The following is a 25,047-nucleotide window of genomic DNA, read 5'->3' as shown; positions in this document are numbered from 1 at the left end:
GTTCGCTCGTCCGGATGTACGCCGTCACCGGCGGACGGACCGCTCCGCGATCACAGCTCGCGATGGAGGCACTGGTATCCTCGGCCACCTCGGCGCAGCTCGGCACGACCTATACGCGTGAATACCGCGCGATCAGCGAGCTGTGCCGGCAGGTACGATCCGTGGCGGAGATCTCCGCGCTGCTCGGCGTCCCCCTCGGGGTGGCGCGCGTGCTGATCGCCGACATGGAGGCGGACGGGCTGGTCAGGGTGTACCAGCCGCAGTTGGAGGCGGGGCTTCCCGACAAGGGCCTGCTCGAAAGGGTGCTGAGTGGACTTCGCAGGCTCTAGCCGGCTCACCGCCACGAAGATCGTCGTGGCCGGCGGATTCGGCGTGGGAAAGACCACGTTCGTGGGTTCGGTGTCCGAGATCATGCCGCTGACCACCGAGGCGGTGATGACGGACGCGTCGACGGGCATCGATGACCTCGGGCACACCCCGGGCAAGACCACCACCACCGTGGCGATGGACTTCGGCCGGCTCTCGCTCGCCGACGACCTGATCCTTTATCTGTTCGGCACGCCGGGGCAGCACCGGTTCTGGTTCATGTGGGACGACCTCGTCCGTGGGGCCATCGGGGCCGTGGTGCTGGTCGACTCGCGGCGGCTGGCCGACAGCTTTCCCGCGGTCGACTACTTCGAGAACACGGGGCTGCCGTTCGTCATCGGCCTCAACGGCTGGGACGGCGCGTTCCCGCACGTCGAGACCGAGGTGCGGGAGGCGCTCACGCTCTCGCCGCACGTGCCGATCGTGCGCACGGACGCGCGGGCCCGGCCCGCGGTCAAGAACACCCTGATCACGCTGGTCGAGCACGCGCTGGCCGCACGGGCCCACTGAGCTTTTTCTCTAGCGGGCCGTCCACCAGTATGCCGCCACCAGCTCCGCCACCAGCGTCTCGGTGAGCAGGGCGACGTCCGGGTCGTCGTCGCCGGGGTAGCGGATCGCCGCCGTGGCGTCCTTCACCTCGGCGCCGACGGTGATCACCGTGGAGCCGCGCTCGCGTACCCAGTCCATGGCCTGGCCGTCGTAGTGGGAGCCGGGGAAGAGCAGGGCCCGGTAGTCGAGCGTCTTGGTGAGATAGACGTCCACGTGCGACCAGTCGCCGCTCTCGCAGGCGTCGGCCGGGCGGCGCGGGCCCTCGCGGAACATCAGCGCCGACTGCTCGGCCGACGACAGGCGCTCGGCCGGGGCGATCGTGTAGACGCCGTGCGGGCCGTCGAGCAGCTCCATGGTCAGCGGCAGCCACTCGTCCCTGCGGTCCAGCAGGTCGGCCGTGGCCAGCGCGACCCTGTCGATCAGGGCGGGCAGGTCGCGGTCGCGGCCGGTGAGCCGGGACTCCAGGGCGAGGAGCAGCGCCAGGGTGTGCTGGAACGTCCGGCAGGCGACACCGCCGCGCTCCTCGCCCGCCCACAGGTCGATCACCGAGTCGGCCGCCTCGGCGAGGGGGGAGACGGGCCGGTTGGTGAGCACCGCCACGTGGGCGGGGCCACCGGCGTAGCGGGCCGTGGCGTCGAGCGTCTCGCGGCTGGAGCCGGTGGCCGAGATCGGGACGACCAGGGTGCCGGGGGCCGCGGGATGGCTCGCGGTGGCGGAGGCGTACTCGGCGTGGGCGTTCACCCCCGCGGCGCGCAGCCGCAGGGCCGCCACGCCCGCGGCGTAGCGGGAGCTGCCCATGCCCAGGAAGAGCACCCGGTCGATGTCGCCGGGCAGCGGGTCGAACGGGTCCTCCGCGCGCAGCGCCTCGGCCAGATCGGTCAGGGCCTGCGGCTTGGCCTCGAGGTCGGACAGGTAGAGCTCGGAATTCACGCGATGTTCTCCTCGGGGTACCAGGTGCGCAGGACGCCCATGGGGGCGTAGCGCCAGCGGGGGAGGTGGCGGGCGGCGTAGATCAGCTCACGGCACTCCTGCTCCACCTCGAACGGTCGGAGCAGCGTCTCGTCCAGCAGGTCGGCCCCGCCCTTGTCCGCCAGGCGGGTCTTGTACGTGGTGAGCAACGCGGCGCGGGCCTTGGCCGCCCAGGCCGCCGCTCGGTCGGGTGGGGTGTCTCTTCTCTTGATCGCCACCTGGGCGACGTGTTCGAGGCTCGTGGTGAGCTGGGCCACGTCCCTGGCCGCCGGTTGGTACGGATCCGCCTCGGCGACCGTCGGGTTGCCGTCGAAGTCGATCACCGCGTAACCGTCACGCCACTGCAGGATCTGGCCCACGTGCAGGTCACCGTGGATTCTAATGCGTGGTCCTGAGCCGGTTTCACCCAGCCTGACCAGCTCGTTCCCGAGGTTTGCGGCCCGCGCGGCCAGCCACGCGCCATCCTCTCCGCCGGTCAGCCGCAACGCCTCCTCCAGCGCCGCCCCGGCCCGCTCCGCCAGCTCCGGCGTGCCGGCGGCCGGCGGCGTGGGAAGGGTGGACAAGGCCAGGTGCAGGTCGGCGGCCAGGCGGCCGATCCGCCCCGCGAAGTCCGTCGTGCCCGCCACCGCCTCGTCCACGCACCACTCCCAGCCGTCCCGCGCGTCCGGAAGGTAGCCCGTGACCAGGGCCAGCAGGTGCGGGCGGCCGTTCAGCACGGCCGTCAGGGCGGCGTAAGGCGGGGCGGTGTCGTTGAAGCCCGCCTCAACGAGGTGCGCGAAGACCTCCGGCGTGGGGTGCGGAAGGGGCTGCGGCGGGGTCAGCCACTTGACGACCACCCGCTCGCCCACGACCACGGAGTAGTTCGTCTGGTCCACGTGGGGGCCGAAATCGCGCTCACCTGGGGCCCCAGTGTGGAGATCTCCAGGACCGTACGAGAGGGTGGGCAACGGGAGGAAGCGGCGCACCGAGAAGGGTGGCGGCGGCTCTTCCGCCAGCACCCTCAGGAGACCGGCGGTGACGCCATGATCTCGATCGGTCAGGGGCTTCTCACCGAGAGAGAGCAGCCGATGACTTATTGAATCCCAATTCAACTCGATGACCAAACTTCCTGGTGGCAATGTCATCAAAAGTCTTGCCCATGTTGATTTCTGCTGCAACACTCCTGGTCTGGTCTGCTGTGTCCGGTAAGGTCGCGCGACCCCTCTTCCACCGAAACCTGAAGGAGTAGCGGCCGTGTCCCGTACCCGGTTCACCCGTCGTCTCCCGGCTACCATCGCGGTGGCCGGCCTCGCGCTTGCCGTCGCGGCGTGCGGCGGTGAGTCGTCGTCAAGCGCCAATGGCACGGCACCGGCGGCAGCCGACCAGCTCAAGCCCAACGCGGACCTGTCGCAGCAGTCGCTCCAGGTCACCGTCTGGGCTGACTACACGCCCAAGGAGCTTCCCGAGAAGGTCAAGGAGAAGCTCAAGGTCAAGAACATGGAGATCGGCCTGCACGCCACCAACGAGGAGGCGATGGCCAAGCTCACCGCCTCCGGTGACAGCGGCGTCGACGTGGCGTTCGTGTCCGGCCAGTACGCCCAGGCGCTCAACGCCCAGGGCCTGCTGGAGCCGATCCACCCCGAGCTGATCCCCAACCTGGCCAACCTCTACCCCGAGGCCACGCAGCTCTCCTATGACAAGGGCAACAAGTACTCGGTGCCCTACACCTGGGGCACCACCGGCATCTGCTACCGCAGCGACCTCGTCAAGGCCGAGCCGAAGAGTTGGAACGATCTGCTGAAGCCCCCGGCGTGGGCCGACAAGAAGATCACGATGATGACCACCGAGCGCTGGCTGGCCCTGCCCGCGCTCAAGTCCCTCGGCTACTCGGTCAACACCGACAAGGACGAGGAGATCGCGAAGGCCAAGGAGCTGCTGGAGTCGGCCAAGCCCCACCTGCTCGCCTTCGACGACACCACGTTCGGCGACCGCCTGAAGAGCGGCGAGGCCGTCATGGTCGAGGCGTGGGACGGCTGGTGCCCGACCACCGACCCCAAGGGCAACATCAAGTTCGTGGTGCCGACCGAGGGCAGCGACCTCTGGGTCGACACCATGGTGATCATGAAGTCCTCCAAGAACAAGGAGGCCGCGCACGCCCTGATCAACTACATCCTCGACCCCGCGATCCACAGCTGGGCCGCCGAGAACATCAACTACAAGGTGCCCAACAAGGCCGCCATGGACCAGGTGAAGGTCCCCCAGGGCTCGCTGCTCAACATCAAGCCCGCCGAGCTGCTGAACGGTGAGTCGCTGATCGACCTCGGCCAGGCGTCCACCAAGTACACGCGCCTGCAGGCCGACATCCAGGCGAAGTAGTTGTCGTTGTAGTGAAGTCAGAGGTCAAGGCCCGGCCGGTGTCCCACAAGCGGGGACGCCGGCTGGGCGCGTTCGTGTTCCTGTCGCCCGGGCTGACATATCTGGTCGTGCTCCTGCTGGTGCCGCTGGCGCTGGTCATGAGCTACACGGTCTTCCAGCGCGGGCGCTTCGGTGGCGTGGTCTACGAGTTCACCACGGAGAACTTCGCCCGCCTGTTCGACCCGCTCTACCTGAACGTCGTCGCCGGCTCGCTGAAGATCGCCGCGCTGACGACGCTGCTCGCGTTGCTGGTGGGCTATCCGACGGCGTACCTGATCGCGCGGCTTCCGCGTAAGTGGAAGACGATCGCGCTGGTCGCGATCGTGCTGCCGTTCTGGACGAACTTCATCATCCGGGTCTACGCCTGGATCATCCTGCTGAACGGTCCAGGGCTGCTCAACAGCGGGCTCAAGCTGTTCGGGCTCGGGCCGCTCGACCTGCTCTACAACGAGGGCGCGATCGTGGCGGGGCTGCTGTACTCGTACCTGCCGCTGATGGTGCTGCCGCTGTTCGCCACGATCGAGAAGCTCGACCCGCAGCTCAGGGAGGCCTCGGCGAACCTGGGGGCGTCGGGGTTCACCACGTTCCGCAAGGTCACGCTGCCGCTCACGGTGCCGGGCGTGCTGACGGGCTGCCTGTTCGTGTTCGTGCCGAGCTTCGGCAACTTCGTCATCCCCGAGATGCTCGGCGGCAGCAAGTCGATCATGGTGGGCAACCTGATCCGGCAGCAGTTCCTGTCGGCGCGCGACTGGCCGTTCGGCTCCACGCTGGCGCTGGCCCTCATCGCGGTGCTGATCGTGCTGCTCATCGCGCAGGCATGGGTGGCGCGCCGTGCGTAGATCCAAGCTGCTGTACGTCCCCTTCTGGGCCACGTACGCCTTCCTCTATCTGCCGATCGTCGTGCTCGTCGTCATGTCGTTCAACTCCGGCGACTCGGCGTACACCTTCGAGGGACTGAGCCTCAAGTGGTACGGCGAGCTGGTCCAGGACGAGCGGGTCCTGGAGGGCGCGGTCAACACGCTGATCGTGGCCACCGGCTCCACGGTGATCGCCACCGTGCTCGGCACGCTGCTGGCCGTCGGCCTGGCCCGCCACACCCGCTCGAAGGCCCTCGACGCGGTCTCGCTGATGCCCGCCGTGCTGCCCGACCTGGTGCTGGCCATCGGGCTGCTGGTCTTCTACGGGATGATCCAGCTCACGCTCGGCCTCTACTCGGTGGTCCTGGCCCACGCGGTGTTCTCGATGGCGTTCGTCGCGGCGGTGGTGCGCACCCGGTTGTCCGGGGCCGACACCTCGCTGGAGGAGGCCTCGCGCGATCTGGGGGCCGGCCCGGTGGCGACGTTCATGAAGATCACGCTGCCGCAGCTCATGCCCGGCATCGTCGCGGGCGCGCTGCTGGCGTTCACGCTGTCGCTGGACGAGTTCGTGATCGCCTTCTTCACGATCGGCAACACGGAGCAGACGCTGCCGATCGTCATCTACTCAATGATTCGTTTCGGGGTGACCCCGAAGATCAACGCGCTGGCCGCGATCCTGCTCCTCGTGAGCTTCACGGCGGTGATCGCCGGGCAGCGCCTGACCAAGATCGGGGAGTCCCGTGCTCAAGATTGACGGAGTCTCCCGCAGGTTCGGTGACGTCGTCGCGCTGGACGAGGTGTCGCTGGAGATCGGCCAGGGCGAGTTCTTCGCCCTGCTCGGGCCGTCCGGCTGCGGCAAGACCACGCTGCTGCGCATCATCGCCGGCTTCGAGACGCCGGACGCGGGCCGGGTCACGCTCGACGGCGACGACCTGCTGGACAAGCAGCCGAACCGACGGCCGATCAGCCTGATGTTTCAGTCGTACGCGCTGTTCCCGCACATGACCGTGGCCAAGAACGTGGCCTACGGGCTGGAGCGCGAGCGCCTGCCCCGGCAGGAGGTCAGGCAGCGCGTCGGCGAGGTGCTGGAGACGGTCGGCCTGTCCGCGCACGCCGGTCGCAAGCCCGCCCAGCTCTCCGGCGGGCAGCGGCAGCGCGTCGCGTTGGCCCGTTCCATCGTCAAGCGGCCCCGGTTGCTGCTCCTCGACGAGCCGCTGTCGGCCCTGGACAAGAAGGTCCGCGCCGACATGCAACTGGAGCTGAAGCGGCTGCAGCACGAGGTGGGCATCACGTTCGTGGTCGTCACGCACGACCAGGAGGAGGCCATGTCGCTGGCCGACCGCATCGCGGTCTTCGACAGCGGCACCGTGCGCCAGGTGGACGCGCCGGTCTCCCTGTACGAGCGCCCGCGCTCCCCGTTCGTGGCCGACTTCGTCGGCGCCAACAACCTCTTCGAGGGCACCGCGAGCGGCCTCGACGGGATCAGGAGCGCGGAGTTCGGCATGCTGGCGGGCACCCCGCTGGACACCCTGGCGGCGGGCGCCAAGGCGCTGCTGGCGGTGCGGCCCGAGCGGATCGAGCTGACCGACCAGAGCGCCACCAGGGGCCTGGCGGGCAGCGTCCTGGACGTCAGCTTCTACGGCGGTGTCTCGCACATCTCCGTGGAGGTCCCCGGTCACGTCAGGCCGGTCCTGGCGGCCGTACAGGGGGCCAGCACGGTCCAGGCGGGCGCCAAGGTCAAGGTCCGCTGGAACGCCCAGGACGCCGTGATCATGGCGGTCGACCGGTGACCCGCCTGCCGGTGATTCAGGCCGCCGCCCGGGCCCGCCGGCCGGCGGGCCAGGTCGTTGCCCGCCGGTCAGTAGGCCAGGGCGTCGCCCGCCGGTCAGTAGGCCAGGTCGTTGCCCGTGGCCGCGCGGGCGAAGGACAGGATCAGCTCGGCCGCCTCGGCCGGGCCGATCAGCGGGTGCCTGGCCGTGATGCGATAGCCGTAGGCGTCCTCCAGGGCCACCAGGTTGCGCGCGATCGTCTGCGAGTCGCCGCTCAGCCTGAACACCCCCAGCGCGGCCCCCGTGTCCAGGATCGCCTGGTACATCGACACCTGCCGGTCATAGAGCGAGGTGAGCAGCACGCCATAGACCCGGTTGCGGCCCGCGGCCCCGCCCAGCTCGTTGAGCAGGCGGACGTCGGGGTCGAGCGGCCCGGTGGGCAGCCCGGACTTGATCGTGACGACCAGCTTCTCGACGGGGTCGGTGAGCGTGGCGAGCTGGCGCAGCCGCTGCTCGTAGAAGCGCTCCATCCCCGCGTGCTGCGCCTCGACCAGCAGTTCGCTGAGGTCGGGGTAGTGGTAGAGCACGGCGCCGGAGGTCAGACCGGCCTCCTCGGCGACGTGCGAGAGCTGTACACCGTCGATGCCATGACGGATGATGGCCCTGCGCGCGGCCTCGATCAAGTCGATGCGCCGGTCACTGCGGCTTTTACGCTGAGCCACCCCCACCACCTTCACCCGTTTGGCTACCGTTCAGTTAGCCGTGACCATAGTGCCCTTAAGTTGACCTTCCCGCTAGATGCGTTTTTGAATTCCTCTTCAAATTGATGAGATCTCCCGGAGCCTCGATGTCTCTCACCATCCTGTTCATGCCTGAAAGCGCCTACGGCCCGACCAACAACTCGATCGGCATCGGCGACATCCTGCGCCGCCGCGGCCACCGCGTCGTCTTCGCCGCCGAGGCCTCGTGGAAGGGCAGGCTCGAAGCGCTCGGCTTCGAGGAAGACCTGGTCGACCTGGCCCCGCCGGCGGAGGAGGAGCAGGACCCCGGCCAGTTCTGGAAGGACTTCATCCGGGAGACCGCGCCGGAATACCGCAAGAGCACGCGCGAGCAGCTCGAAACGGTCACCAAGCCGATCTGGGCCGAGCTGGTCGAGGGCGCCAAATACTGCGAGCCGCAGCTCAAGGCCATCATCGGGCGGGTGAACCCGGACATCATCGTCGAGGACAACGTGATCACGTTCCCGGCGCTGCTCACCGCGGGCAAGAAGTTCGTCCGGATCGTCTCCTGCAACCCGCTGGAGGTGCGCGGCGAGAACGTCGCGCCGGTCTTCTCGGGCCTGCCCGCCGACGACCGCTCCGAGTGGGACGCCTTCAAGGCCGAGTACGACCGCACCCACCGCGAGCTCTGGACCGCCTTCAACGAGTGGTCCGTCGCCCAGGGCACCGAGCCGCTGCCCGACCTCGACTTCATCCACGAGGGCGACCTGAACCTCTACGTCTACCCGGAGATCCTCGACTACGCCGACGCCCGGCCGCTGGGCGCCACCTGGCACCGTCTCGACTCCTCCGTTCGTGAGACCGAGGACGACTTCGAGCTGCCCTTCGAGCGCACCGAAGGCGCGCTGGTCTACTTCTCGCTCGGCTCGCTCGGTTCCTCCGACGTGGAGCTGATGCAGCGGGTGGTCGACGTGCTGGGCACGACGCCCCACCAGTACATCGTCTCCAAGGGCCCGCTGCACGAGGAGATCAAGCTGGCCGACAACATGTGGGGCGCGGAGTTCCTTCCGCAGACTAAGATCATCCCACTGTGTGACTTGGTCATCACCCATGGCGGCAACAACACGACCACCGAGGCGCTGCACTTCGGCAAGCCGATGATCGCGCTGCCGCTCTTCTGGGACCAGTACGACAACGCCCAGAGGGTCGATGAGTTGGGCTATGGTGTCAGGCTCTCCACCTACACCTTCACCGACGAGGAACTCACGGGGGCGGTCGCGAAGCTGCTCGGGGACACCGAGCTGCGAGCGAGGCTCGCCACCGCGGGTGAGGAGATCCGGCGCCGCGACGGCCTGCGCAAGGCCGCGGACCTGATCGAGCAGCTCGGCCAGTAGCACGACCCCCCTGAGAGATGAATTCTTCGCATGCGTGAACTGATCAACCCCGCCACCGGCCTCCCCTGTGCCGAAATTCCGGATACGCCGGTGGAGGCCGTGGCGTCCGCGGTCCAGGCCGCCCGCGCGGCGTTCGAGGAGTGGTCCCAGACCACCCCCGGCGAGCGCGCGCGGCTGCTGCTGAAGCTGGCCGACCTGGTGGAGGCCGACGCCGACGAGCTGACCCGGCTGGAGGTCGAGGAGACGGGCAAGCCGGCGGCGGTGTTCAGGGACGGCGAGCTGCCGTTCGCCGTCGACAACCTGCGCTTCTTCGCCGGGGCCGCCCGCTCGCTCGACGGCTCCGGCGCCGGCGTGTTCAGCCCCGGCTACACCTCGGTCCTGCTGCGCCGCCCCGTCGGGGTGGTGGGGTCGATCGCGCCGTGGAACTTCCCGTTCGTCATGGCCGTCTGGAAGGTCGGCCCCGCGGTGGCCGCGGGCAACGCCGTGGTGATCAAGCCGGCCCCCCAGACGCCGCGCACGACGCTGCGGCTGGCCGAGCTGTTCGCCAAGGCGGGCGCGCCGGACAACCTCGTGCAGGCGATCACCGGCGACGCCGAGGCCGGGCAGGCGCTGGTCACCGACCCCGGGGTCGACATGGTCAGCGTGACCGGCTCCACCGAGACCGGCCGGGCCGTGATGACCGGCGCGGCGGCCACGCTCAAGCGGGTGCACCTGGAGCTCGGGGGCAAGGCGCCGGCGCTGGTGTTCGAGGACGCCGACCTGGCGGAGATGGCCCACGGGGTGGCGATGGGGGCGACGTACAACAGCGGGCAGGACTGCACGGCGGCCACGCGCGTCTACGTCGCCCGGGAAACGTACGCCGACGCCGTCGAGGCCATCCGGGCAACTCTTGCCGGCATCTCCGTCGGAGACCCCTGGGACCCGGCGACGGACATCGGCCCGCTGATCTCCGCCGCCCACCGCGATCGGGTGCACGGGTTCGTCTCCCGCTCCGGCGGGCGCGTGCTGCACGGCGGCGCCCCGGTCGAGGGTCCCGGATTCTTCTATCCGCCGACGCTTGTGACCGACGTCGCACAGGACAGCGAGATCGTCCAAGGCGAGCTCTTCGGGCCCGTTCTGGTCGTCCTGCCGTTCGATGGCGAGGACGAAGCGGTCAAACTGGCCAACGACACCAGGTACGGTCTGGCATCGTCGGTGTGGTCACGTGACGTGGCCAGGGCGATGCGCGTCTCACACCGGCTCGATGTGGGCGTGACCTGGGTTAACGATCATCTGCCCATCGCCAGCGAAGCGCCGCACGGCGGGGTGAAGGGCAGTGGGTTCGGCAAGGACATGAGCCAGGAGGCAGTGCAGGAGTATTCGGTGACGCGGCATCTGATGGTCAAGCACGCGGCACCGGCCGAGCGGGATTCGTTCCGTCCCGCCTAGATAACGTGTACGGCGTTATGCCGCCCAAAGGGCCTCTTTGGGCGCATATGTGGGGTATGTTCGGTTGGCCGATCTGGTACGGGTTGTGTTCCAATTACCCAGCCGGACAGAATCCCATGCGCCACACGCGTGTCTGATTTTCTTCGAGCACGTACCGGCGAGAGGTTGCGAGACGCAGTGAGGACGAAAGACCCCAGGCACACGAGGTCAGGGGAGTACACAGGCGGACGGTTCCGGCTGGCGAACTGGCGTGTGCGCTCAAGGCTGGTCGCGCTGATCCTCATTCCCACGGTCGTGGGCGTGCTGCTCGCCGGCGTCCAGCTGGCCAACGCCATCGGCACCAGTGCCGAATACCGCCGGCTCACCCAGGTGGCCGAGCTGGTCCAGCGCATCGGCGCACTCAACCATGAGCTGGGCAGGGAGCGCACGCTCACCGCCTGGTACGTCGCCGACCGCCGCAGAGGCGGCCGCTTCGTGCAGCTCAAGACGCAGCGCCAGGCCACGGACAAGGCCAAGCAGCAGGTGCTCTCCGCGTCCGCGGCCATCGACGCCACGCACTCGGTCCGTGTCCAGGAGGGCGTGGCCAACACGCGCCGCTGGCTCGGCGGCCTCGACAGCCTGCGCGCCTCCATGGTCGGCAACGTGCCCGCGCGAGCCGCCATCGGCACGTACAGCACGATGATCGACGTCTTCTCCTCCATCCAGGGCGACCTGGGCGACGGCGTCAGCGACGACGCCCTCCAGGGTGACGTCGCCGCGCTCGGCTCGATCCAGCGGCTCAAGGAGGAGGTCTCGCGGCAGCAGATCATCCTCATCGTCACGCTCGCCCAGCGCAGGCTCGACGCCGCCGACTGGTCCGACTTCCTGGGCTCCTGGAACAAGCAGCAGGCCGAGCTGGCCGCCTTCGAGCTGGAGGCCGACCCGGCGGACCTGAAGGCGTACCAGCAGGGCGTCAAGGGCCCGCAGGTCGACCTCGCCGACGCCATGCGCCAGCGCGCGCTGGCGCAGGTGAGCGAGTACAACCGGATCGGCGACCTCGACGTCACCACCTCGCCGCAGGCGCGCGACCTCAACAACTGGTACGAGAGCACCACCGCCACCGGCAACATGATGCGCAAGGTCGAGGACGGCCTGGCCACCAAGATCGTGGCCGCCACCCGCGAGCTGAGCGACACCGAGCAGCGCAACGCCATCGTCTCCGGCGCGCTGATCCTCGTCCTGCTGCTCCTCGTCCTGGTCATCACCACCCGCGTGGCCGGTTCGCTGGTCCGCCCGCTGCGCCGGCTGCGCGCCGAGGCCCTCCAGGTCGCCACGACCCGGCTGCCCGACACCGTCCGCGTGCTGCGCGAGTCCGGCGAGGGCGCGCAGATCCCCGAGGTCCCGTCGGTCGGCGTCAACACCCGAGACGAGATCGGGGAAGTGGCGCGCGCGTTCGACGAGGTCCACCGCGAGGCGATCCGGCTGGCCGGCGACGAGGCCAAGCTGCGCGCGAACGTCAACTCGATGTTCGTCAACCTCTCCCGCCGCAGCCAGACGCTGGTCGAGCGGCAGCTTCAACTGATCGAGGGCCTGGAGCAGGGTGAAGAGGACGAGCAGCGGCTCGCGAACCTCTTCCGCCTCGACCACCTGGCCACCCGCATGCGCCGCAACAGCGAGAACCTCCTGGTTCTCGCCGGCCAGGAGGCCGCGCGCAAGTGGAGCGAGCCGGTGCCGCTGGTCGACGTCGCCCGCGCCTCGCTGTCCGAGGTCGAGAACTACGAACGGGTCCAGATCCAGATCCCGTCCGGCACCCTCATCGTCGGCCCCGCCGTCACCGACGCCGTCCACCTGCTCGCCGAGCTGATCGAGAACGCCATCTCGTTCTCCCCGCGCGAGAGTAAGGTCCAGGTCACCAGCACCCTCGCCGAGGGCGGCGTGATGGTGTCCATCAACGACCTGGGCATCGGCATGAGCCAGGAGGAGCTGGCCGAGGCCAACTGGCGCCTGGCCAACCCGCCCGTCGTGGACGTGTCCGTCTCGCGGCGCATGGGCCTGTTCGTGGTCGGCCGCCTGGCGCTGCGCCACGGTGTACGGGTGCAGCTCAGCCAGCGCGAGACCGGCGGCCTGAGCGCGCTGGTCATGCTGCCCGACATGCTCATCAGCAGCGGCCCCGGGATGCCGCAGCAGGGCGGCCAGTACGAGGCGTTCACGACGTTCGACCCGAGCACGTTCGGCCAGCCGTCGCAGAACGGCGCCGGCCGGCACCCCTCGTTCGACGAGCCCAACCCCGCCGACACGCAGTGGCCGGGCTCGCTGCCCGCGCCCGGCACCGGCAACTGGCCGTCGTTCGGCGAGCAGCCGGCCGCCTTCAACGGGCAGTCCGCGAGCCTCAACGGCCAGGCGCCGTCCTTCGGCGACCAGGCTCCGCCGTTCGGCGAGCAGCAGCCGCCCTTCGGTGATCGCCAGCCGCCCTTCGGCGAGCAGGCCCCGTCGTTCGGCGAGCCGCCGTCCCCGTTCGGTGAGAAGCCGTTCGGCGAGCAGTCGTTCGGTGAGCAGCCGAAGGACGAGCCCCGCTGGCCGTCCTTCGCCGAGGAGGCGCCCCCGGCGCCGCAGCAGCAGCCGTTCGGCGAGCAGCGCTGGCCGTCGTTCGCGGAGGAGTCTCCTTCCGCCGCGGAGCCGAACTCGTTCGCCGAGAACCGCTGGCCCTCGTTCGCCGAGCAGCCGCCGCCCCTGCAGGAGGGCGAGCCGCAGTGGCCGTCCTTCGCGACCGAGCCGCCGAAGCAGCAGCCGCCGCAGGAGGACCGCTGGTCGTCGTTCTCCGACCCGGCACCGCGCGGGTCGCTGTTCGACGCGGTGGAGCGCCCCCGGCAGCAGTTCTCGGACGACTACCGCTCGCCGTTCGCCGACGAGCCCAAGCCGGCCGACTCGTTCGAGCAGAACGGGCAGGCCGCCTACGGCCCCTTCGGACAGGGCGACTACTCCTCGCAGGACATGACGGGACCGCTGCCCGCGGTGCGCAACTCGCCCATGGAGGAGCAGGGCGAGGAGTTCCTGCCGATCTTCTCGTCGGTCGGCTCGGACTGGTTCCGCCGTCCGGAGCCGGAGGTCCTGCAGCCACGGTCCGAGCCCGAGTTCGGAGTGGAGTTCGGGCACGGGACCGGGACCGGGACAGAGCTCGGGCAGGGGTTCGGGCAGGGGTTCGAGGCCGAGCCGGAGATCACCGCCGTGCACCCGGCGGTGCCCGCCGAGCCGCTCGCCGACTCCGGGCCCAGCACGAACCCCGGCACGGCGACCAAGTCGGGGCTGCCGCAGCGCAGGCCCGGTCAGTCCGGGGTGGGATCGTCGTGGTCCTCTCCCGCGGACACCGGCTTCCAGGCCGCGCAGGCCGCGGCACAGCCGCAGCAGGCCGGTACGACCGCGTCGGGCCTGCCCCGTCGCGTTCCCAAGGCCAACCTGGTGCCCGGCACGGCCAGCCTGGCCGAGCCCCAGGCGACGTCACCCGCACCACAGATCTCACCCGAACGGTTGCGCAGCCGGCTCTCCAGCTTCCAGCAGGGTGTCCGGCAAGGCCGGGCGTTCACCCGCGGAGATGAGAATGAGGAGGACAAATGAGAGAAATGAGCCAGGGAGCGCGCGGCATCAGCTGGTTGATCACGGATTTCGTGAACAACGTGCCAGGCGTCGCTCATACGGTCGTGGTGTCGTCTGACGGGTTGCCGCTGGCCTTCTCCGAGGGTTTTCCCAAGGATCGGGCCGACCAGTTGGCCGCGGTGGCCTCAGGCGTGATCAGCTTGACCCAGGGCGCCGCGCGGGTCTTCGAGGGCGGAATGGTGACCCAGACCGTTATCGAGATGCAGCGTGGCCTCTTGATGATCATGTCGATCAGCGACGGATCCTGTCTGGCCGTGCTGGCCGCTCCCGACTGTGACATGGGGCTGGTCGCGTACCAGATGACCCTGCTGGTCGAACGGGCGGGCCAGGTGCTCACCCCTGCCGTACGCGCTGAGCTGCAAGCAACCCGCCCGCGCTAGCGGACGGGTAACAGGAGATCATGGTGTCAGGTCAGCAGGGTTGGGCTGGTGATAGCACTCCGCCGCATCCGGCGGCCCCCCGTCCGCAGAAGCAGAGCTCCTTGGTCCGGCCCTATGCCGTGACCGGGGGGCGCACCGCGCCGCGGATGAAGTTCGCCATGGAGGCACTGGTGTCCTCCGTGACGTCGGAATACCAAGACATTTCCCTACTAAGTCCGGAGTATCAGGCGATCATTCAGCTGACCCGGAACGTCAGGTCGGTTGCCGAGATCTCCGCCCTTTTACGCCAGCCTCTTGGTGTGGTCCGGGTGCTGATCGCCGACATGGCGTCGGAGGGCCTGATCCGCGTGCACCAGCCTGCGCTGGACGCGGGAAAGCCGGACCTCAACTTGCTCGAAAGGGTGCTCAGTGGACTTCGCAGGCTCTAGCCCCGGCCTAACCTCGACGAAGATCGTCGTGGCCGGGGGCTTCGGCGTGGGGAAGACGACGTTCGTGGGAGCGGTCTCGGAGATCCTGCCGCTGACCACGGAAGCGGTCATGACGGACGCCTCCGCGCACGTCGACGACGTCTCGCTCACGCCGAACAAGACGACCACGACCGTGGCCATGGACTTCGGCCGTGTCTCGCTCGACCGTGACCTGATCCTCTACCTGTTCGGCACGCCTGGACAGCACCGGTTCTGGTTCATGTGGGACGACCTCGTCCGGGGTGCCATCGGCGCGGTCGTCCTGGTGGACACCCGCCGCCTGGCGGACAGCTTCCCGGCGATCGACTACTTCGAAGAGGCGAAACTGCCCTTCGTGATCGGCATCAACGGCTGGGACGGGCAGTTCGCCCACGCCGAGGATGAGCTCAGGGAGGCGCTGTCGATCGGCGGCCACACCCCGATCGTCCGGCTGGACGCGCGGCAGCGGGAGTCGGTCAAGTCCACCTTGATCACTCTGGTGGAGCACGCGCTGACCCGCCACATGCACACTCCCGTCTAGGCCGGGATCTTCATCGGCCCACCATCTGGCCCGTCCGGGTGGTGGGCCGCTGACGTGAGAGCGAACACTTTTGCTCACTGGGAGCCTTGACCTTGTCAAGGGCGGTCCGTCATGATCGTCGCCGAACCCGCCGAAAGGTGAACACGTGCGACTCCTCGTAAGCCGCGCCGCGGCGTTATCCGCGGCTCTGGCCGCTGTCCTGCTCGTTCCGCAACCCGCCTCGGCCGCCGCCCAGCTCATCGGGAACGGCACTTTCACGACCTCCACCGCACCCTGGGCCGCCATCGGCCAGTCGGCCGTCACGGTCGAAACAGGGAAGATGCGGGTCGAGGTGAAGAGCGTCGTCTCGAACCCCTGGGACGCGATGGTGGCCGCGCCCACCACAGCGGCCCTGAGCCCGGGCCAGAGCTACACGCTCTCCTTCGACGCCTACTCCACCGTGGCCTACACGGCCCGCACCACCGTCCAGTACACCGCGACGCCCAGCAGCAACCAGTCGCTGGCCGCGGACGTCCGCCTGACCACGGCGAGCAAGCGCTACAGCATCCCGTTCGTGGCCGCCGCCGGCACCGCGACCGCCGCGGAGGTGACCTTCCAGCTCGGCGGGTCCACCGGCAAGCCCGTGGTCCGCTTCGACAACGTCTCGCTCATGCAGACGCAGACGACGCGGCCGACCGCGCTCTACGTCAACACCAAGTCGAACCCCGCGGCCTGGGTCACCGCGAACCCGAACCACGCCAGCAAGACGGCCATTCAGACGAGCATCGCCAGCAAGCCGATCTTCGAGTGGTTCGGCGGCTGGTTCCCCGACATCACGCAGGCCGTGGACACCTATGTCGGCGCGGCTCAGGCGCAGGACAAGCTGCCGATGCTGGCGGCGTACAACATTCCGCACCGGGACGCCTGCGCGACGGAGTCCGCGGGCGGCGCGGGCACCGCTGAGGCGTACGCCGCCTGGATCACCGAGTTCGCCAAGGCGATCGGCAACCGGCACGCGATCGTCGTGCTGGAGCCGGACGCGGTGGCCGCCGCCGGTTGCCTCGACCGCGACAGCGACGCCGACACGAACTCGGCGGCCCAGTACGCGATTCTGGCCAACGCCACCCAGGTGCTGCGCACGGAGGCCCCCAACGCCTGGGTCTACCTCGACGCGGGCAACGCCACCTGGCACACGCCGGCCCAGATCGTCCCGCTGCTGCAGCAGTCCGGCATCAGCAACACGCGCGGTTTCTCCGTCAACGTGTCCAACTACCTCACGACCGGCGTCACCGAGCCGTGGGCCGCGCAGGTCGGCGGGGCGCTGGCGAAGCCGTACGTGATCGACACCAGCCGCAACGGCAACGGCCCCTGGAGCGACAGCACGCCCGAGGACAACTGGTGCAACCCGCCCGGTCGCGCCCTCGGCACGCCGCCGGTCAAGCAGACCAGCGGCGCGGAGTACCTGTTCTGGGTCAAGGTTCCGGGTGACTCCGACGGCCAGTGCGGCATCGCGCCGCCGAACACGCCGGCCGGGAAGTTCAGCCCCGAGCTGGCCATGTCCCTGATCAACAGCTAGGCGCCTCACCCGCGGGCCCGCACCATGACCCTGGTGCGGGCCCGTCTGGTTTCCGTGGCGCCTAGTGTTCGTGGCGTTCGAGCAGGCGCCGGGCGGTGGCGGCCATGGCCTCGTCGACCATCTCGCCCTCGAACGTCACCGCGCCCGCCCCGTGCGCCTGCGCCGCCTCCACGGCGGCGACCAGCCGGGCGCAGCGGGCCAGCTCCTCCGGGCTCGGGGAGAAGACCTCGTTGATCACGGGTACGTGCGAGGGATGGATCGCCAGCATGCCCTCGTAGCCGAGGTCGCGGTTCTGCCCGGCGAAGGCCCGCAGCCCGTCGAGGTCGGCCACCCGTGTCCACAGGCCCGCCACCGGGTTCGGCACGCCGGCGGCGCGCACGTCCAGGAGCACGCGTGAGCGCAGGCCCAGGGTCTCGGTGCCCTCCGGGGTCCAGCGGTAGCCGACCGCCCGCTCGACGTCGCCGCCCGGCGCGGTGACCGCCCCGAGGTAGGCCACCCGGCCGGCCGCCCTGCCCACCTCGTACGCCTCCCGCAGCCCCGAAGCCGTCTCCAGCAGCGGCACCAGCGCGATGTGACCCGGCGGCAGGCCGCGCTCCCGCTCGCACCAGCCGAGCAGCCGGTCGGCGAACCGCACGTCCTCGGGACCGCGCACCTTGGGCAGCACGACGCCCGCGAGCCCTTCGTACGCGATCGTGCGCAGCTCCTCGGCCGCCGCCCAGTCGTCCAGCGGGTTGACCCGCACGAACAGCGCCATCGGCCCCGTATGAGCCCTTACCGCCGCGGCCACCAGGTCCAGGGCCGCGGCCTTGCCGGCGGCCGGCACCGCGTCCTCCAGGTCCAGGATCGCCGCGTCGGCGCCCGCGGCCGCCGCCTTGGCCAGCCAGTCCGTCCGGGTGCCGGGGACGAAGAGCAGGGAGCGCAGGGGATCAGATGACACCGCGCCGCTCCAGGTCGGCCAGCTCGTCCTCGCCGAGCCCGAGCCAGTCGTGGTAGACGAGGCGGTTGTCCTGCCCGAGCGCGGGCCCGGTGCGCCAGACCTGCCCCGGCGCCTGGTGGAAGCGGGGGATCACGGCCTGCATGCGCACGGGCCCGAGGTCGGCGTCGTCGATGGTGATGATGTCCTCGCGCTCGGCGTAGACGGGGTCGGCGGCGATGTCGGCGGCGGTGAACACCCGCGAGGCCACCACCTCCGCCTGGCCGAACAGCTCCAGGCACTCGGCGCTCCCGCGCGCGGCCACCCACTCCCGCAGCCCCGTGTCCAGCCGCTCCCGGCCGTCGTGCTGCTGCCGCGAGGTGGCGAACTCCTCTTCGGGCAGGCCGAGCAGGCGGGCCACGTTGCGTACCGAGCGGAGGGTCGCGGACGTCACCGTGATCCAGTCGCCGTCGGCGGACCGGTAGGTGTTGATCACGGCGGCGGGCGCGACGGCGAGCTGGTTGCCGGCCCGCTCGGGCACGTCGCCGAGCTGGTCGTACGCGATCACCTGCCATTCGATCAGCCGATACAGCGGCTCGAACAGCGCCAGGTCGATCCACTCGCCGTCGAAATCGGGGTCGGCGGCCTTGCGGTGCAGCGCGGCGAGCACCGCGTACGCGCCCATCAACCCCGTCACCGCGTCGCCGTGCGAGAACCCGGTGTGCACGGGAGGCCCGCCGGGAAAGCCCGTCAGGTGCACCACCCCGCTCCTGGCCTCGCCCATCTTGCCGAAGCCCGGGTCGTTCGCGCGGGAGGAGGTCGCGCCGAAGCCGGAGATCTGCAGCAGCACGGCCTTCGGGTTGATCCGGTGCACGGCCTCCCAGTCCAGCTCCCACTCGCGCAGCCGCCCGGCCCGCAGCGTGACGATCACGACGTCGGCCCACGCGACGAGCCGGTGCGCGACCTCCCGTCCGGCCGCGTCGTGCAGGTCGAGGGTGACCGATCGTTTGTTGCGGCCCGCGACCTTGAACCACAGCGGCACGCCGTCCTTGGCGGGCCCCATCGCGCGGGCGGCGTCACCGGTGCCGGGCGTCTCGACGTGCACCACGTCGGCGCCCTGGTCGGCGAGCATGGAGCCGGCCATCGGCCCGGCCACCACGTGTGCGAACTCCACCACCTTCAGCCCGGGCAACTGCCCCTGGCCGCCATCTGTGCCTGCCACCCGCGTGCTCCTTCGCCTCCCGACTCATTTCATCCTGCCGAGACGGTGAAATGCGTGTCCAGCACGAGAGAACGATGAATCAATGCGCTTTACGCATTAATCGCGGCTCCAGAAGACGCCTTCCGGCAGGTCCCGCTGCTCGCGGCGGAAGCCGTCGAGCAGGTCCAGGAACGCGCTCGTGGCCAGCGGCAGCGTACGCCTGGCGCGGACGACGACGTCCAGCCGGCGGTCCACGACGGGCTCGGTGAGCGGCCGGTAGACCAGCGGACCGGCCTTCATCAGGGGCAGCACCAGCGCGGGCATCGCCGAGACGCCGAGCCCCGCCGTCACCAGGCCGCCCACGGTCGCCACGCTGCCCGCCTCCGCCGCGACCGTCACGCCCGCGCCCGCCTGCGCGAACGCCGCGTCGGTGAGCCTGCGCACGCTCGACTGGGGCCCGACGGCCAGGAACGGCTCGCGGGCCAGCTCATCCCAGGTGACCTCGGCCCGCTCGGCGAGGGGGTGCCGCTCGGGCAGCACGGCGTGGAAGCGGTCTCTGATCAGCGGGCGGTGTTCGAGCGTCTCGGGCGCCGCGCCCACCGTGGAGATCGCGAAGTCGGCGTCGCCCGAGAGCACGCGGCCGAGCACCACCTGTTCGAGCCCGTCCATGATGCGCAGCCCCACCTGCGGCCGCCGCGCCCGGAAGTCCGAGATCACCTGGGGGAGCAGCACCGCGGCCACCGACGGCAGCGTGGCCACGGCGACCACGCCGGACTCGCCGAGCAGGTAGCGCTCCAGCTCCTTCAGCCCCGAGCGGTGGGCGGTGACGATCTGCTCGGCCACCCGCAGCGTCTCCACGCCCGCCGCGGTGAGCTGCACGTTGCGGGTGTCGCGCTCCAGCAGTTGGGCGCCGAGCAGCCGTTCCAGCTCGGCCACCGCGCGGCTGAGCGACGACTGCGACACGTGCATCTCGGCCGCCGCCGCGGTGAAGCTCGCCGCCCTGGCCACCGCGGCGTACGCGGCCAGCAACCGCAGGTTCGCCTCCATGGGGTGCGAGCATAGGGGTGCGAGGGGCACTATTGCGCAATCTGCATGGATAAATGTTGCTTTGATGCTGGACCTGGGATTTCGCCGCTCGGAAACTCTTCCGTAACACTTCGGCGCGTGAAGGCGAGCGAACACCATGCTGGCGGCCCTGGGATTCACCACGATCGTACTGTTCCTGCTGCTGACCATGAGCAAACGTGTGTCGGTCCTGATCGCGCTGGTGCTGATCCCGGTCCTGGCCGCGCTGGCCGGCGGGTTCGGTGGCGGCGAGCTCGGCAAGATGATCCTCGACGGGCTCACCAAGGTCGCGCCAACCGGGATCATGATCGCGTTCGCGGTCCTCTACTTCAGCCTGATGATCGACGCCGGGCTCTTCGATCCGCTGATCCGCGGCATCCTGCGGGTGGCCAAGGGCGATCCGCTGCGCATCGCGGTCGGCACCGCCGTCCTCACCATGTGCGTGGCGCTCGACGGTGACGGGGCCTCGACGTTCCTCATCACGGTCTCCGCGCTGCTGCCCGTCTACCGGCGGCTCGGGATGAGCCCGCTGGTCCTGTCCGGCGTCGTCTGCCTGGGGGCGGGCGTGATGAACCTCATCCCGTGGGGTGGTCCCACCGCCCGCGCGATGGCGTCGCTGAAGCTGGACAGCTCGCAGGTGTTCACGCCGGTGCTGCCCGCCATGGCTGCGGGGATCGTGTGGGTGCTGGTGGCGTCGTACCTGATCGGGGTCAGGGAGCGGCGGCGGCTCGGCAAGCTCGACATCGAGGTGCCCGGCGGGCGGCCGGCCGGAGACGAGGCGGCCGGGGCGTCCGAGGAGCGGCTGGTGGGCGACGGGCCCGGCACCCGGTTGGCGCCGGAGCGCTCGCGTACCGTCCTGAACGTCTTCAACCTGGTCCTCACCCTCGCTCTGCTGGTCGCGCTGGTGCTGCAGGTGATGCCGCTGCCGGTGCTGTTCGTGGTCGGGTTCGCGATCGCGCTGCTGGTCAACCACCCGAGCTGGGAACGGCAGCAGGAGCTCCTGGAGAAGCACGCCAAGAGCGTCGTCCTGGTCACCACCATGATCTTCGCGGCCGGGGTGTTCACCGGCATCCTGACCGGCACCAAGATGATCACCGAGATGGCGTCCGCGTTCGTCCAGATCATCCCCGACGGGCTCGGCGGGCACCTGCCCGTGCTGGTGGCGCTCACCGGCATGCCGCTCAGCCTGGTCTTCACCCCCGACGCCTACTACTTCGGCATCCTGCCGGTGCTCGCCGAGACCACCGCCGGGTTCGGCGGGGCGCCGGCAGAGGTCGCCAGGGCCGCCATCCTCGGCCAGATGACCACCGGCTTCCCGCTCAGCCCGCTGACCGCCTCCACGTTCATCCTGGTCGGGATGAGCGGTGTGCAACTGGGGGAGCACCAGCGTTTCATCTTCGGCTGGGCGTTCGCCACGACGCTCGTGATGACCGTGGTCGCGCTGCTGACCGGCGCCTTCTCCCTCTGACCCCGTCAGGAGACGATCGCCATGAGATGGCGCGGCCCCGGCGGCACCCCTCCCGGCCCTCCACCCCGCTCCGAGCCCGAAACGGAGTCGACCTCTTGAGATCGCTCACCCTCGCCCTGACCGTCGCCCTGACCCTTTCCCTGACCCCCGCCGCCACCGCCGCGGCCCAGACCACGGAGCCGCCCTCGGACCCGTTCTTCTCCTACGACCGCCCCGCCCAGTACGGCGTGCACCGGGAACGGGTCACCGTGCCGCTGCGCGACGGCAGCCACCTGGCCTGCGACCTGCACCGCCCCGCCGCCCCCGACGGCGAACCGGCCCCAGGCCGCTTCCCCGGCATCGTCTACGACTACAACGCCTACGACCAGCTCGAAGCCCAGGGCCGCGCCGCCGCGTACTTCGTCGAAAGGGGCTACGCCGCCGCCATCTGCAACGTGCGCGGCTCCGGCGACTCACCCGGTCACCTGGACCCCTTCAGCGGACAGGAGCAGCGCGACAACTACGACCTCATCGAATGGCTGGCCGCCCAGCCCTGGTCCACGGGGCGGATCGGCCAGACGGGCGTCAGCTACGGCGGCCACTCCTCCCTCCTGGTCGCCGTGAACAAGCCGCCCCACCTGACCGCCATCATCCCCGTCGACGGCATCAGCGACTGGTACGAGAACACGATCTACCGAGGCGGCATCTACTCGGCCAGGATTCGCGACTGGCAGCGCTCGGTGGCCCCCGACACCCTGCGCACCTACGCCGAGCACCCCCTCTACGACGACTTCTGGCGCGAGCGCAGCGTCAAGTCCCGCTGGAAGGACCTGGACGTCCCGGTCCTGGAGATCGCCGGCTGGTACGACCGCTACCGCCAGGGCATGGTCGACAACTTCCAGGCCAGGAAGCAGAACGTGTGGCTGGTCGCGGGCCCATGGGTGCACGGCTGGCCCGCCGGTCAGCCCGCCGACATCGGCAACGGCGCCTACCTCGCCTGGTGGGACCGCTGGCTGGCGCGCCGCCCCGGCACCCCGCTGCCCGCCGCCAAGATCACCTCGTACGAGACCCCCGGCACCGGCTGGCGGCAGTTCCAGAGCTGGCCACCGCCCGGCACGCGCGGTCAGCGACTCGGCCTCGGCGCGGACGGCCGCCTGTCGGCCGACCCGGGCGCCCCGGCGACCCGCACGTTCGAGGTCAACACTCAACCGGCCGCGGGCGGTGCCGGCCAGCGGTTGTCGTTCACGACGGGCCCGCTCGAACGGGACCTGGTGCTGGCGGGCGAGATCCAGGCGAGGGTGCGCGCCTCGTTCACGGCCTCCGACGGCAACATCGCCGTCGTGGTGGAGGACACCGCCCCGGACGGTACGGCGACCCGCGTCACCCAGGGCTGGCTCAAGGCGAGCCACCGCCAGGGCCACGAGCGCCTGGCCACGGTACGCCCCGGCAAGGTCTACGACCTGGACATCCGCACCTGGCCGGTCAACCACCGGGTGGCCGCGGGGCACGGCCTACGCGTCACGGTGTCGAGCGACGACTACCCGGAGATCGACTCCGACGCCCCCGCCGGCCGGGTCGGGCTGAAGCTCGGCCGGGGCGGCTCGGCGATCACCCTCACATCCGTGAGAGCAACTCCGCCTTCTTGACCTGGAACTCCTCCTCCGTCAGCAACCCGGCATCCCGCAACGCGCCCAGCTTGGCGATCAGCTCCGCGACCTCGGCACCACGGGCGACCGGCGACTCGGCGGGCGGGATGGCGGCCAGCACGGCGGCGGCGAAGGGCAACGACTTGTGCGTGGCCCCCCAATGCCCCCACCCGAAAATGACGGAGGCGGGGTCCTTACTCGGATCGAGCGGCATCCGCCGCCCCCGCACCTTCAACCGCAGACACCCGTTGTCGCCTTTGGCGCCGTGCCATTCGACGCCTTCCAACTGATCGACGGAATAACGCTGGTCCCCACTGGCGTATTTGGCGGACGTGGCCCCGCTCCAGAACCAGGTGAAGGTGATGACCTCGCCATCGAAGGTGGCCGCGCCATCCCACGCCTTGAAACTCCGCGGCACGGAAGGCCCCGCGACCATGAACCGCCCGACCGGCTCAGTGGCGGTAATGGCCGACCGCACCTCCTCGGCGTAATAATCGGCCAGCGTCTCCTTGCCGGCGGGCAGAACCAGCCGATAAGGATCGGCCGTCTCCTTGAGCTGCCCGGCGGCCGCGCTGATCACGGGGTCGGCCCCCCGCCGCGGCACCACCCGCAACACCACACTGCCCCGCCTGCCCTGGGCCAGGGAAACATCGGCGATGGCCGCATAAGGCACGACCCGCTCGCCCAACTCGGTGAGCAACTTGGAAGCAGATTCCCGGGGTTCGATCCGCAGCGCGTCATCGGTGAAAACCCAGACGCAACCCCGCCCCGCTAAGGCATCCTCCACACGACCAGCCTAAGCGAAAGAGACCACGGAGCCCGGTAAAGAAAACGCCGTTACGGGGCCCGGCCATGTGCGGGTCAGATGCCGTCTCCCTGGAGGCCCGCAACCCCGGACGGCGGGCGGCGTTATGTCGGCCCGCCGTAAAAGAAAAATGGTCAGACGGTCGCGTGACCGCGCACGAGACGACCGACCTCAGCCCGCAGATGGACGAAATCAGGGTGCTCACGTGTCGTGATCTGGTCACGAGGCCCCGGAAGATCCACCTTCAGGTCGCCGACCACATGGGCGGGCGCCTTCGACAGCACCACCACCCGGTCGCCCACGTAAACGCTCTCGTCGATGTCGTGCGTGATGAGCACGATCGTCATCTGGTGATGGCCGCGGACCTTGAGCACCAGGTCCTCCAGGTCTTCCCTGGTCTGCGCGTCCACCGACCCGAACGGCTCGTCCATCAGCATCAACGTCGGCCGGTACGCCAGCGCCCGCGCGATCGCCACCCGCTGCTGCATGCCGCCGGACAGCTGGAACGGGTATTTGCGCGCCGCCCCCTCCAGCCCCACCGACTCCAGCGCCTCGTGGGCGGCCTCCTTGCGGCGGGTCTTGTCCATGTTCTTGCGGCGCAGCGGCAGCGCCACGTTGTCCGCCACCGACATCCACGGGAACAGTGACCGGCTGTAGTCCTGGAACACCACGGCGAGGTTGTCCGGCGTCTGGCGGACCACGTTGCCCTCGACCTTGACCTGCCCGCCCGTCGGCGTGATCAGCCCGGCGATGGAGCGCAGCAGCGTCGACTTGCCGCAGCCCGAGGGCCCGACGATGCAGAGCAGCTCGCCCTCGGCGACGCTCAGGTTGAGTCCTTCGATGGCGTGGTGCGCGTTGGGAGTACCGCCGCCGTACACGTGCGAAAGGTTGTCTATCTCGAGCAATGGATTTCCTAGGGGCGAGGCCGCGACGACTCTTTCACGAGTCACAAATGACTGTAGCGGAGCGGTAA

The 25,047-nt window shown here is 69.8% G+C and carries 23 protein-coding genes; 15 read left to right on the top strand and 8 right to left on the bottom strand.

Annotated elements, in window-relative coordinates; genetic code table 11:
• Positions 1 to 14: 14 nt before the first annotated feature.
• Positions 15 to 329, top strand: a complete 315-nt coding sequence (locus tag C4V41_RS11750) for a DUF742 domain-containing protein (protein WP_235030143.1) — start codon at positions 15 to 17, stop codon at positions 327 to 329.
• Entirely contained in the window at positions 310 to 876 is a 567-nt protein-coding gene (locus tag C4V41_RS11745; RefSeq protein ID WP_103955859.1) for a GTP-binding protein, read from the top strand. The genes C4V41_RS11750 and C4V41_RS11745 overlap by 20 nt, the downstream gene beginning before the upstream one ends.
• A 9-nt stretch (positions 877 to 885) precedes the next feature.
• Here the strand turns inward: C4V41_RS11745 and C4V41_RS11740 are convergent, their stop codons facing one another.
• Positions 886 to 1,845 carry an SIS domain-containing protein gene (locus C4V41_RS11740; RefSeq protein WP_103955858.1) on the bottom strand — a complete coding sequence of 320 codons (960 nt, stop codon included), beginning with the start codon at positions 1,843 to 1,845 and terminating at the stop codon, positions 886 to 888.
• Positions 1,842 to 2,759 carry an aminoglycoside phosphotransferase gene (locus C4V41_RS11735; RefSeq protein ID WP_103955857.1) on the bottom strand — a complete coding sequence of 306 codons (918 nt, stop codon included), beginning with the start codon at positions 2,757 to 2,759 and terminating at the stop codon, positions 1,842 to 1,844. Before C4V41_RS11735 ends, C4V41_RS11740 begins: the two co-directional genes overlap by 4 nt.
• Positions 2,760 to 3,117: 358 nt before the next feature.
• On the opposite strand from C4V41_RS11735, the gene C4V41_RS11725 reads away from it, so the two are divergent.
• The 4 genes from C4V41_RS11725 to C4V41_RS11710 are packed head-to-tail and all read left to right on the top strand — an operon-like array spanning position 3,118 to position 6,925.
• Positions 3,118 to 4,239: a polyamine ABC transporter substrate-binding protein gene (locus C4V41_RS11725; protein ID WP_103955855.1), complete on the top strand. Its 1,122-nt coding sequence runs from the start codon at positions 3,118 to 3,120 to the stop codon at positions 4,237 to 4,239.
• An 11-nt stretch (positions 4,240 to 4,250) separates the two neighbouring features.
• Positions 4,251 to 5,117 (top strand): ABC transporter permease, encoded by an 867-nt coding sequence (locus tag C4V41_RS11720; protein ID WP_235030070.1) that lies wholly within the window; start codon positions 4,251 to 4,253, stop codon positions 5,115 to 5,117.
• Complete coding sequence (locus tag C4V41_RS11715) at positions 5,110 to 5,889, top strand: ABC transporter permease (RefSeq protein ID WP_103955854.1); 780 nt, start codon at positions 5,110 to 5,112, stop codon at positions 5,887 to 5,889. The genes C4V41_RS11720 and C4V41_RS11715 overlap by 8 nt, the downstream gene beginning before the upstream one ends.
• Positions 5,876 to 6,925 carry an ABC transporter ATP-binding protein gene (locus C4V41_RS11710; RefSeq protein WP_103955853.1) on the top strand — a complete coding sequence of 350 codons (1,050 nt, stop codon included), beginning with the start codon at positions 5,876 to 5,878 and terminating at the stop codon, positions 6,923 to 6,925. The genes C4V41_RS11715 and C4V41_RS11710 overlap by 14 nt, the downstream gene beginning before the upstream one ends.
• A 95-nt stretch (positions 6,926 to 7,020) precedes the next feature.
• On the opposite strand, the gene C4V41_RS11705 is transcribed toward C4V41_RS11710, so the two are convergent.
• Positions 7,021 to 7,626, bottom strand: a complete 606-nt coding sequence (locus tag C4V41_RS11705) for a TetR/AcrR family transcriptional regulator (RefSeq protein ID WP_235030069.1) — start codon at positions 7,624 to 7,626, stop codon at positions 7,021 to 7,023.
• Positions 7,627 to 7,772: 146 nt separating this feature from the next.
• Here C4V41_RS11705 and C4V41_RS11700 point away from each other — a divergent pair, with 146 nt between their 5' ends.
• From C4V41_RS11700 to C4V41_RS11670, 7 genes are all read left to right on the top strand, one after another.
• A complete protein-coding gene (locus tag C4V41_RS11700) occupies positions 7,773 to 9,017 on the top strand; it encodes a glycosyltransferase (protein ID WP_235030068.1) in 1,245 nt (414 codons plus the stop codon).
• Positions 9,018 to 9,047: 30 nt separating this feature from the next.
• Complete coding sequence (locus C4V41_RS11695; RefSeq protein WP_103955851.1) at positions 9,048 to 10,445, top strand: aminobutyraldehyde dehydrogenase; 1,398 nt, start codon at positions 9,048 to 9,050, stop codon at positions 10,443 to 10,445.
• A gap of 252 nt (positions 10,446 to 10,697) precedes the next feature.
• On the top strand, positions 10,698 to 14,036 hold the full coding sequence (locus C4V41_RS11690) for a sensor histidine kinase (RefSeq protein ID WP_146103627.1): 3,339 nt from the start codon (positions 10,698 to 10,700) through the stop codon (positions 14,034 to 14,036).
• Entirely contained in the window at positions 14,033 to 14,455 is a 423-nt protein-coding gene (locus C4V41_RS11685) for a roadblock/LC7 domain-containing protein (protein WP_103955849.1), read from the top strand. The genes C4V41_RS11690 and C4V41_RS11685 overlap by 4 nt, the downstream gene beginning before the upstream one ends.
• A 20-nt stretch (positions 14,456 to 14,475) precedes the next feature.
• Positions 14,476 to 14,883, top strand: a complete 408-nt coding sequence (locus C4V41_RS11680) for a DUF742 domain-containing protein (protein ID WP_235030067.1) — start codon at positions 14,476 to 14,478, stop codon at positions 14,881 to 14,883.
• Between the two features lie 28 nt (positions 14,884 to 14,911).
• Complete coding sequence (locus tag C4V41_RS11675; protein ID WP_235030066.1) at positions 14,912 to 15,442, top strand: GTP-binding protein; 531 nt, start codon at positions 14,912 to 14,914, stop codon at positions 15,440 to 15,442.
• 145 nt (positions 15,443 to 15,587) lie between these two features.
• Entirely contained in the window at positions 15,588 to 16,997 is a 1,410-nt protein-coding gene (locus C4V41_RS11670) for a glycoside hydrolase family 6 protein (protein WP_235030065.1), read from the top strand.
• A 61-nt stretch (positions 16,998 to 17,058) separates the two neighbouring features.
• On the opposite strand, the gene C4V41_RS11665 is transcribed toward C4V41_RS11670, so the two are convergent.
• The 3 genes from C4V41_RS11665 to C4V41_RS11655 all read right to left on the bottom strand — a co-directional run bounded on the left by C4V41_RS11665 (position 17,059) and on the right by C4V41_RS11655 (position 20,158).
• Positions 17,059 to 17,934 (bottom strand): HpcH/HpaI aldolase/citrate lyase family protein, encoded by an 876-nt coding sequence (locus C4V41_RS11665; protein WP_103955847.1) that lies wholly within the window; start codon positions 17,932 to 17,934, stop codon positions 17,059 to 17,061.
• Complete coding sequence (locus C4V41_RS11660; protein ID WP_103955846.1) at positions 17,924 to 19,132, bottom strand: CaiB/BaiF CoA transferase family protein; 1,209 nt, start codon at positions 19,130 to 19,132, stop codon at positions 17,924 to 17,926. Before C4V41_RS11660 ends, C4V41_RS11665 begins: the two co-directional genes overlap by 11 nt.
• A gap of 96 nt (positions 19,133 to 19,228) precedes the next feature.
• Positions 19,229 to 20,158 (bottom strand): LysR family transcriptional regulator, encoded by a 930-nt coding sequence (locus C4V41_RS11655; protein WP_103955845.1) that lies wholly within the window; start codon positions 20,156 to 20,158, stop codon positions 19,229 to 19,231.
• 136 nt (positions 20,159 to 20,294) lie between these two features.
• Here C4V41_RS11655 and C4V41_RS11650 point away from each other — a divergent pair, with 136 nt between their 5' ends.
• A complete protein-coding gene (locus C4V41_RS11650) occupies positions 20,295 to 21,644 on the top strand; it encodes a CitMHS family transporter (RefSeq protein WP_103955844.1) in 1,350 nt (449 codons plus the stop codon).
• Between the two features lie 95 nt (positions 21,645 to 21,739).
• A complete protein-coding gene (locus C4V41_RS11645; protein WP_200823914.1) occupies positions 21,740 to 23,269 on the top strand; it encodes a CocE/NonD family hydrolase in 1,530 nt (509 codons plus the stop codon).
• Here the strand turns inward: C4V41_RS11645 and C4V41_RS11640 are convergent.
• Positions 23,238 to 24,056: a DUF4429 domain-containing protein gene (locus C4V41_RS11640; protein ID WP_103955842.1), complete on the bottom strand. Its 819-nt coding sequence runs from the start codon at positions 24,054 to 24,056 to the stop codon at positions 23,238 to 23,240. The genes C4V41_RS11645 and C4V41_RS11640 overlap by 32 nt on opposite strands.
• Positions 24,057 to 24,208: 152 nt before the next feature.
• A complete protein-coding gene (locus tag C4V41_RS11635) occupies positions 24,209 to 24,979 on the bottom strand; it encodes an ABC transporter ATP-binding protein (RefSeq protein WP_200823913.1) in 771 nt (256 codons plus the stop codon).
• Between the last annotated feature and the right edge of the window lie 68 nt (positions 24,980 to 25,047).

Source organism: Nonomuraea solani, from assembly GCF_900108335.1.
Taxonomy (GTDB): Bacteria; Actinomycetota; Actinomycetes; order Streptosporangiales; family Streptosporangiaceae; genus Nonomuraea; species Nonomuraea solani.
This window is presented reverse-complemented; position numbering and strand designations above follow the sequence as displayed.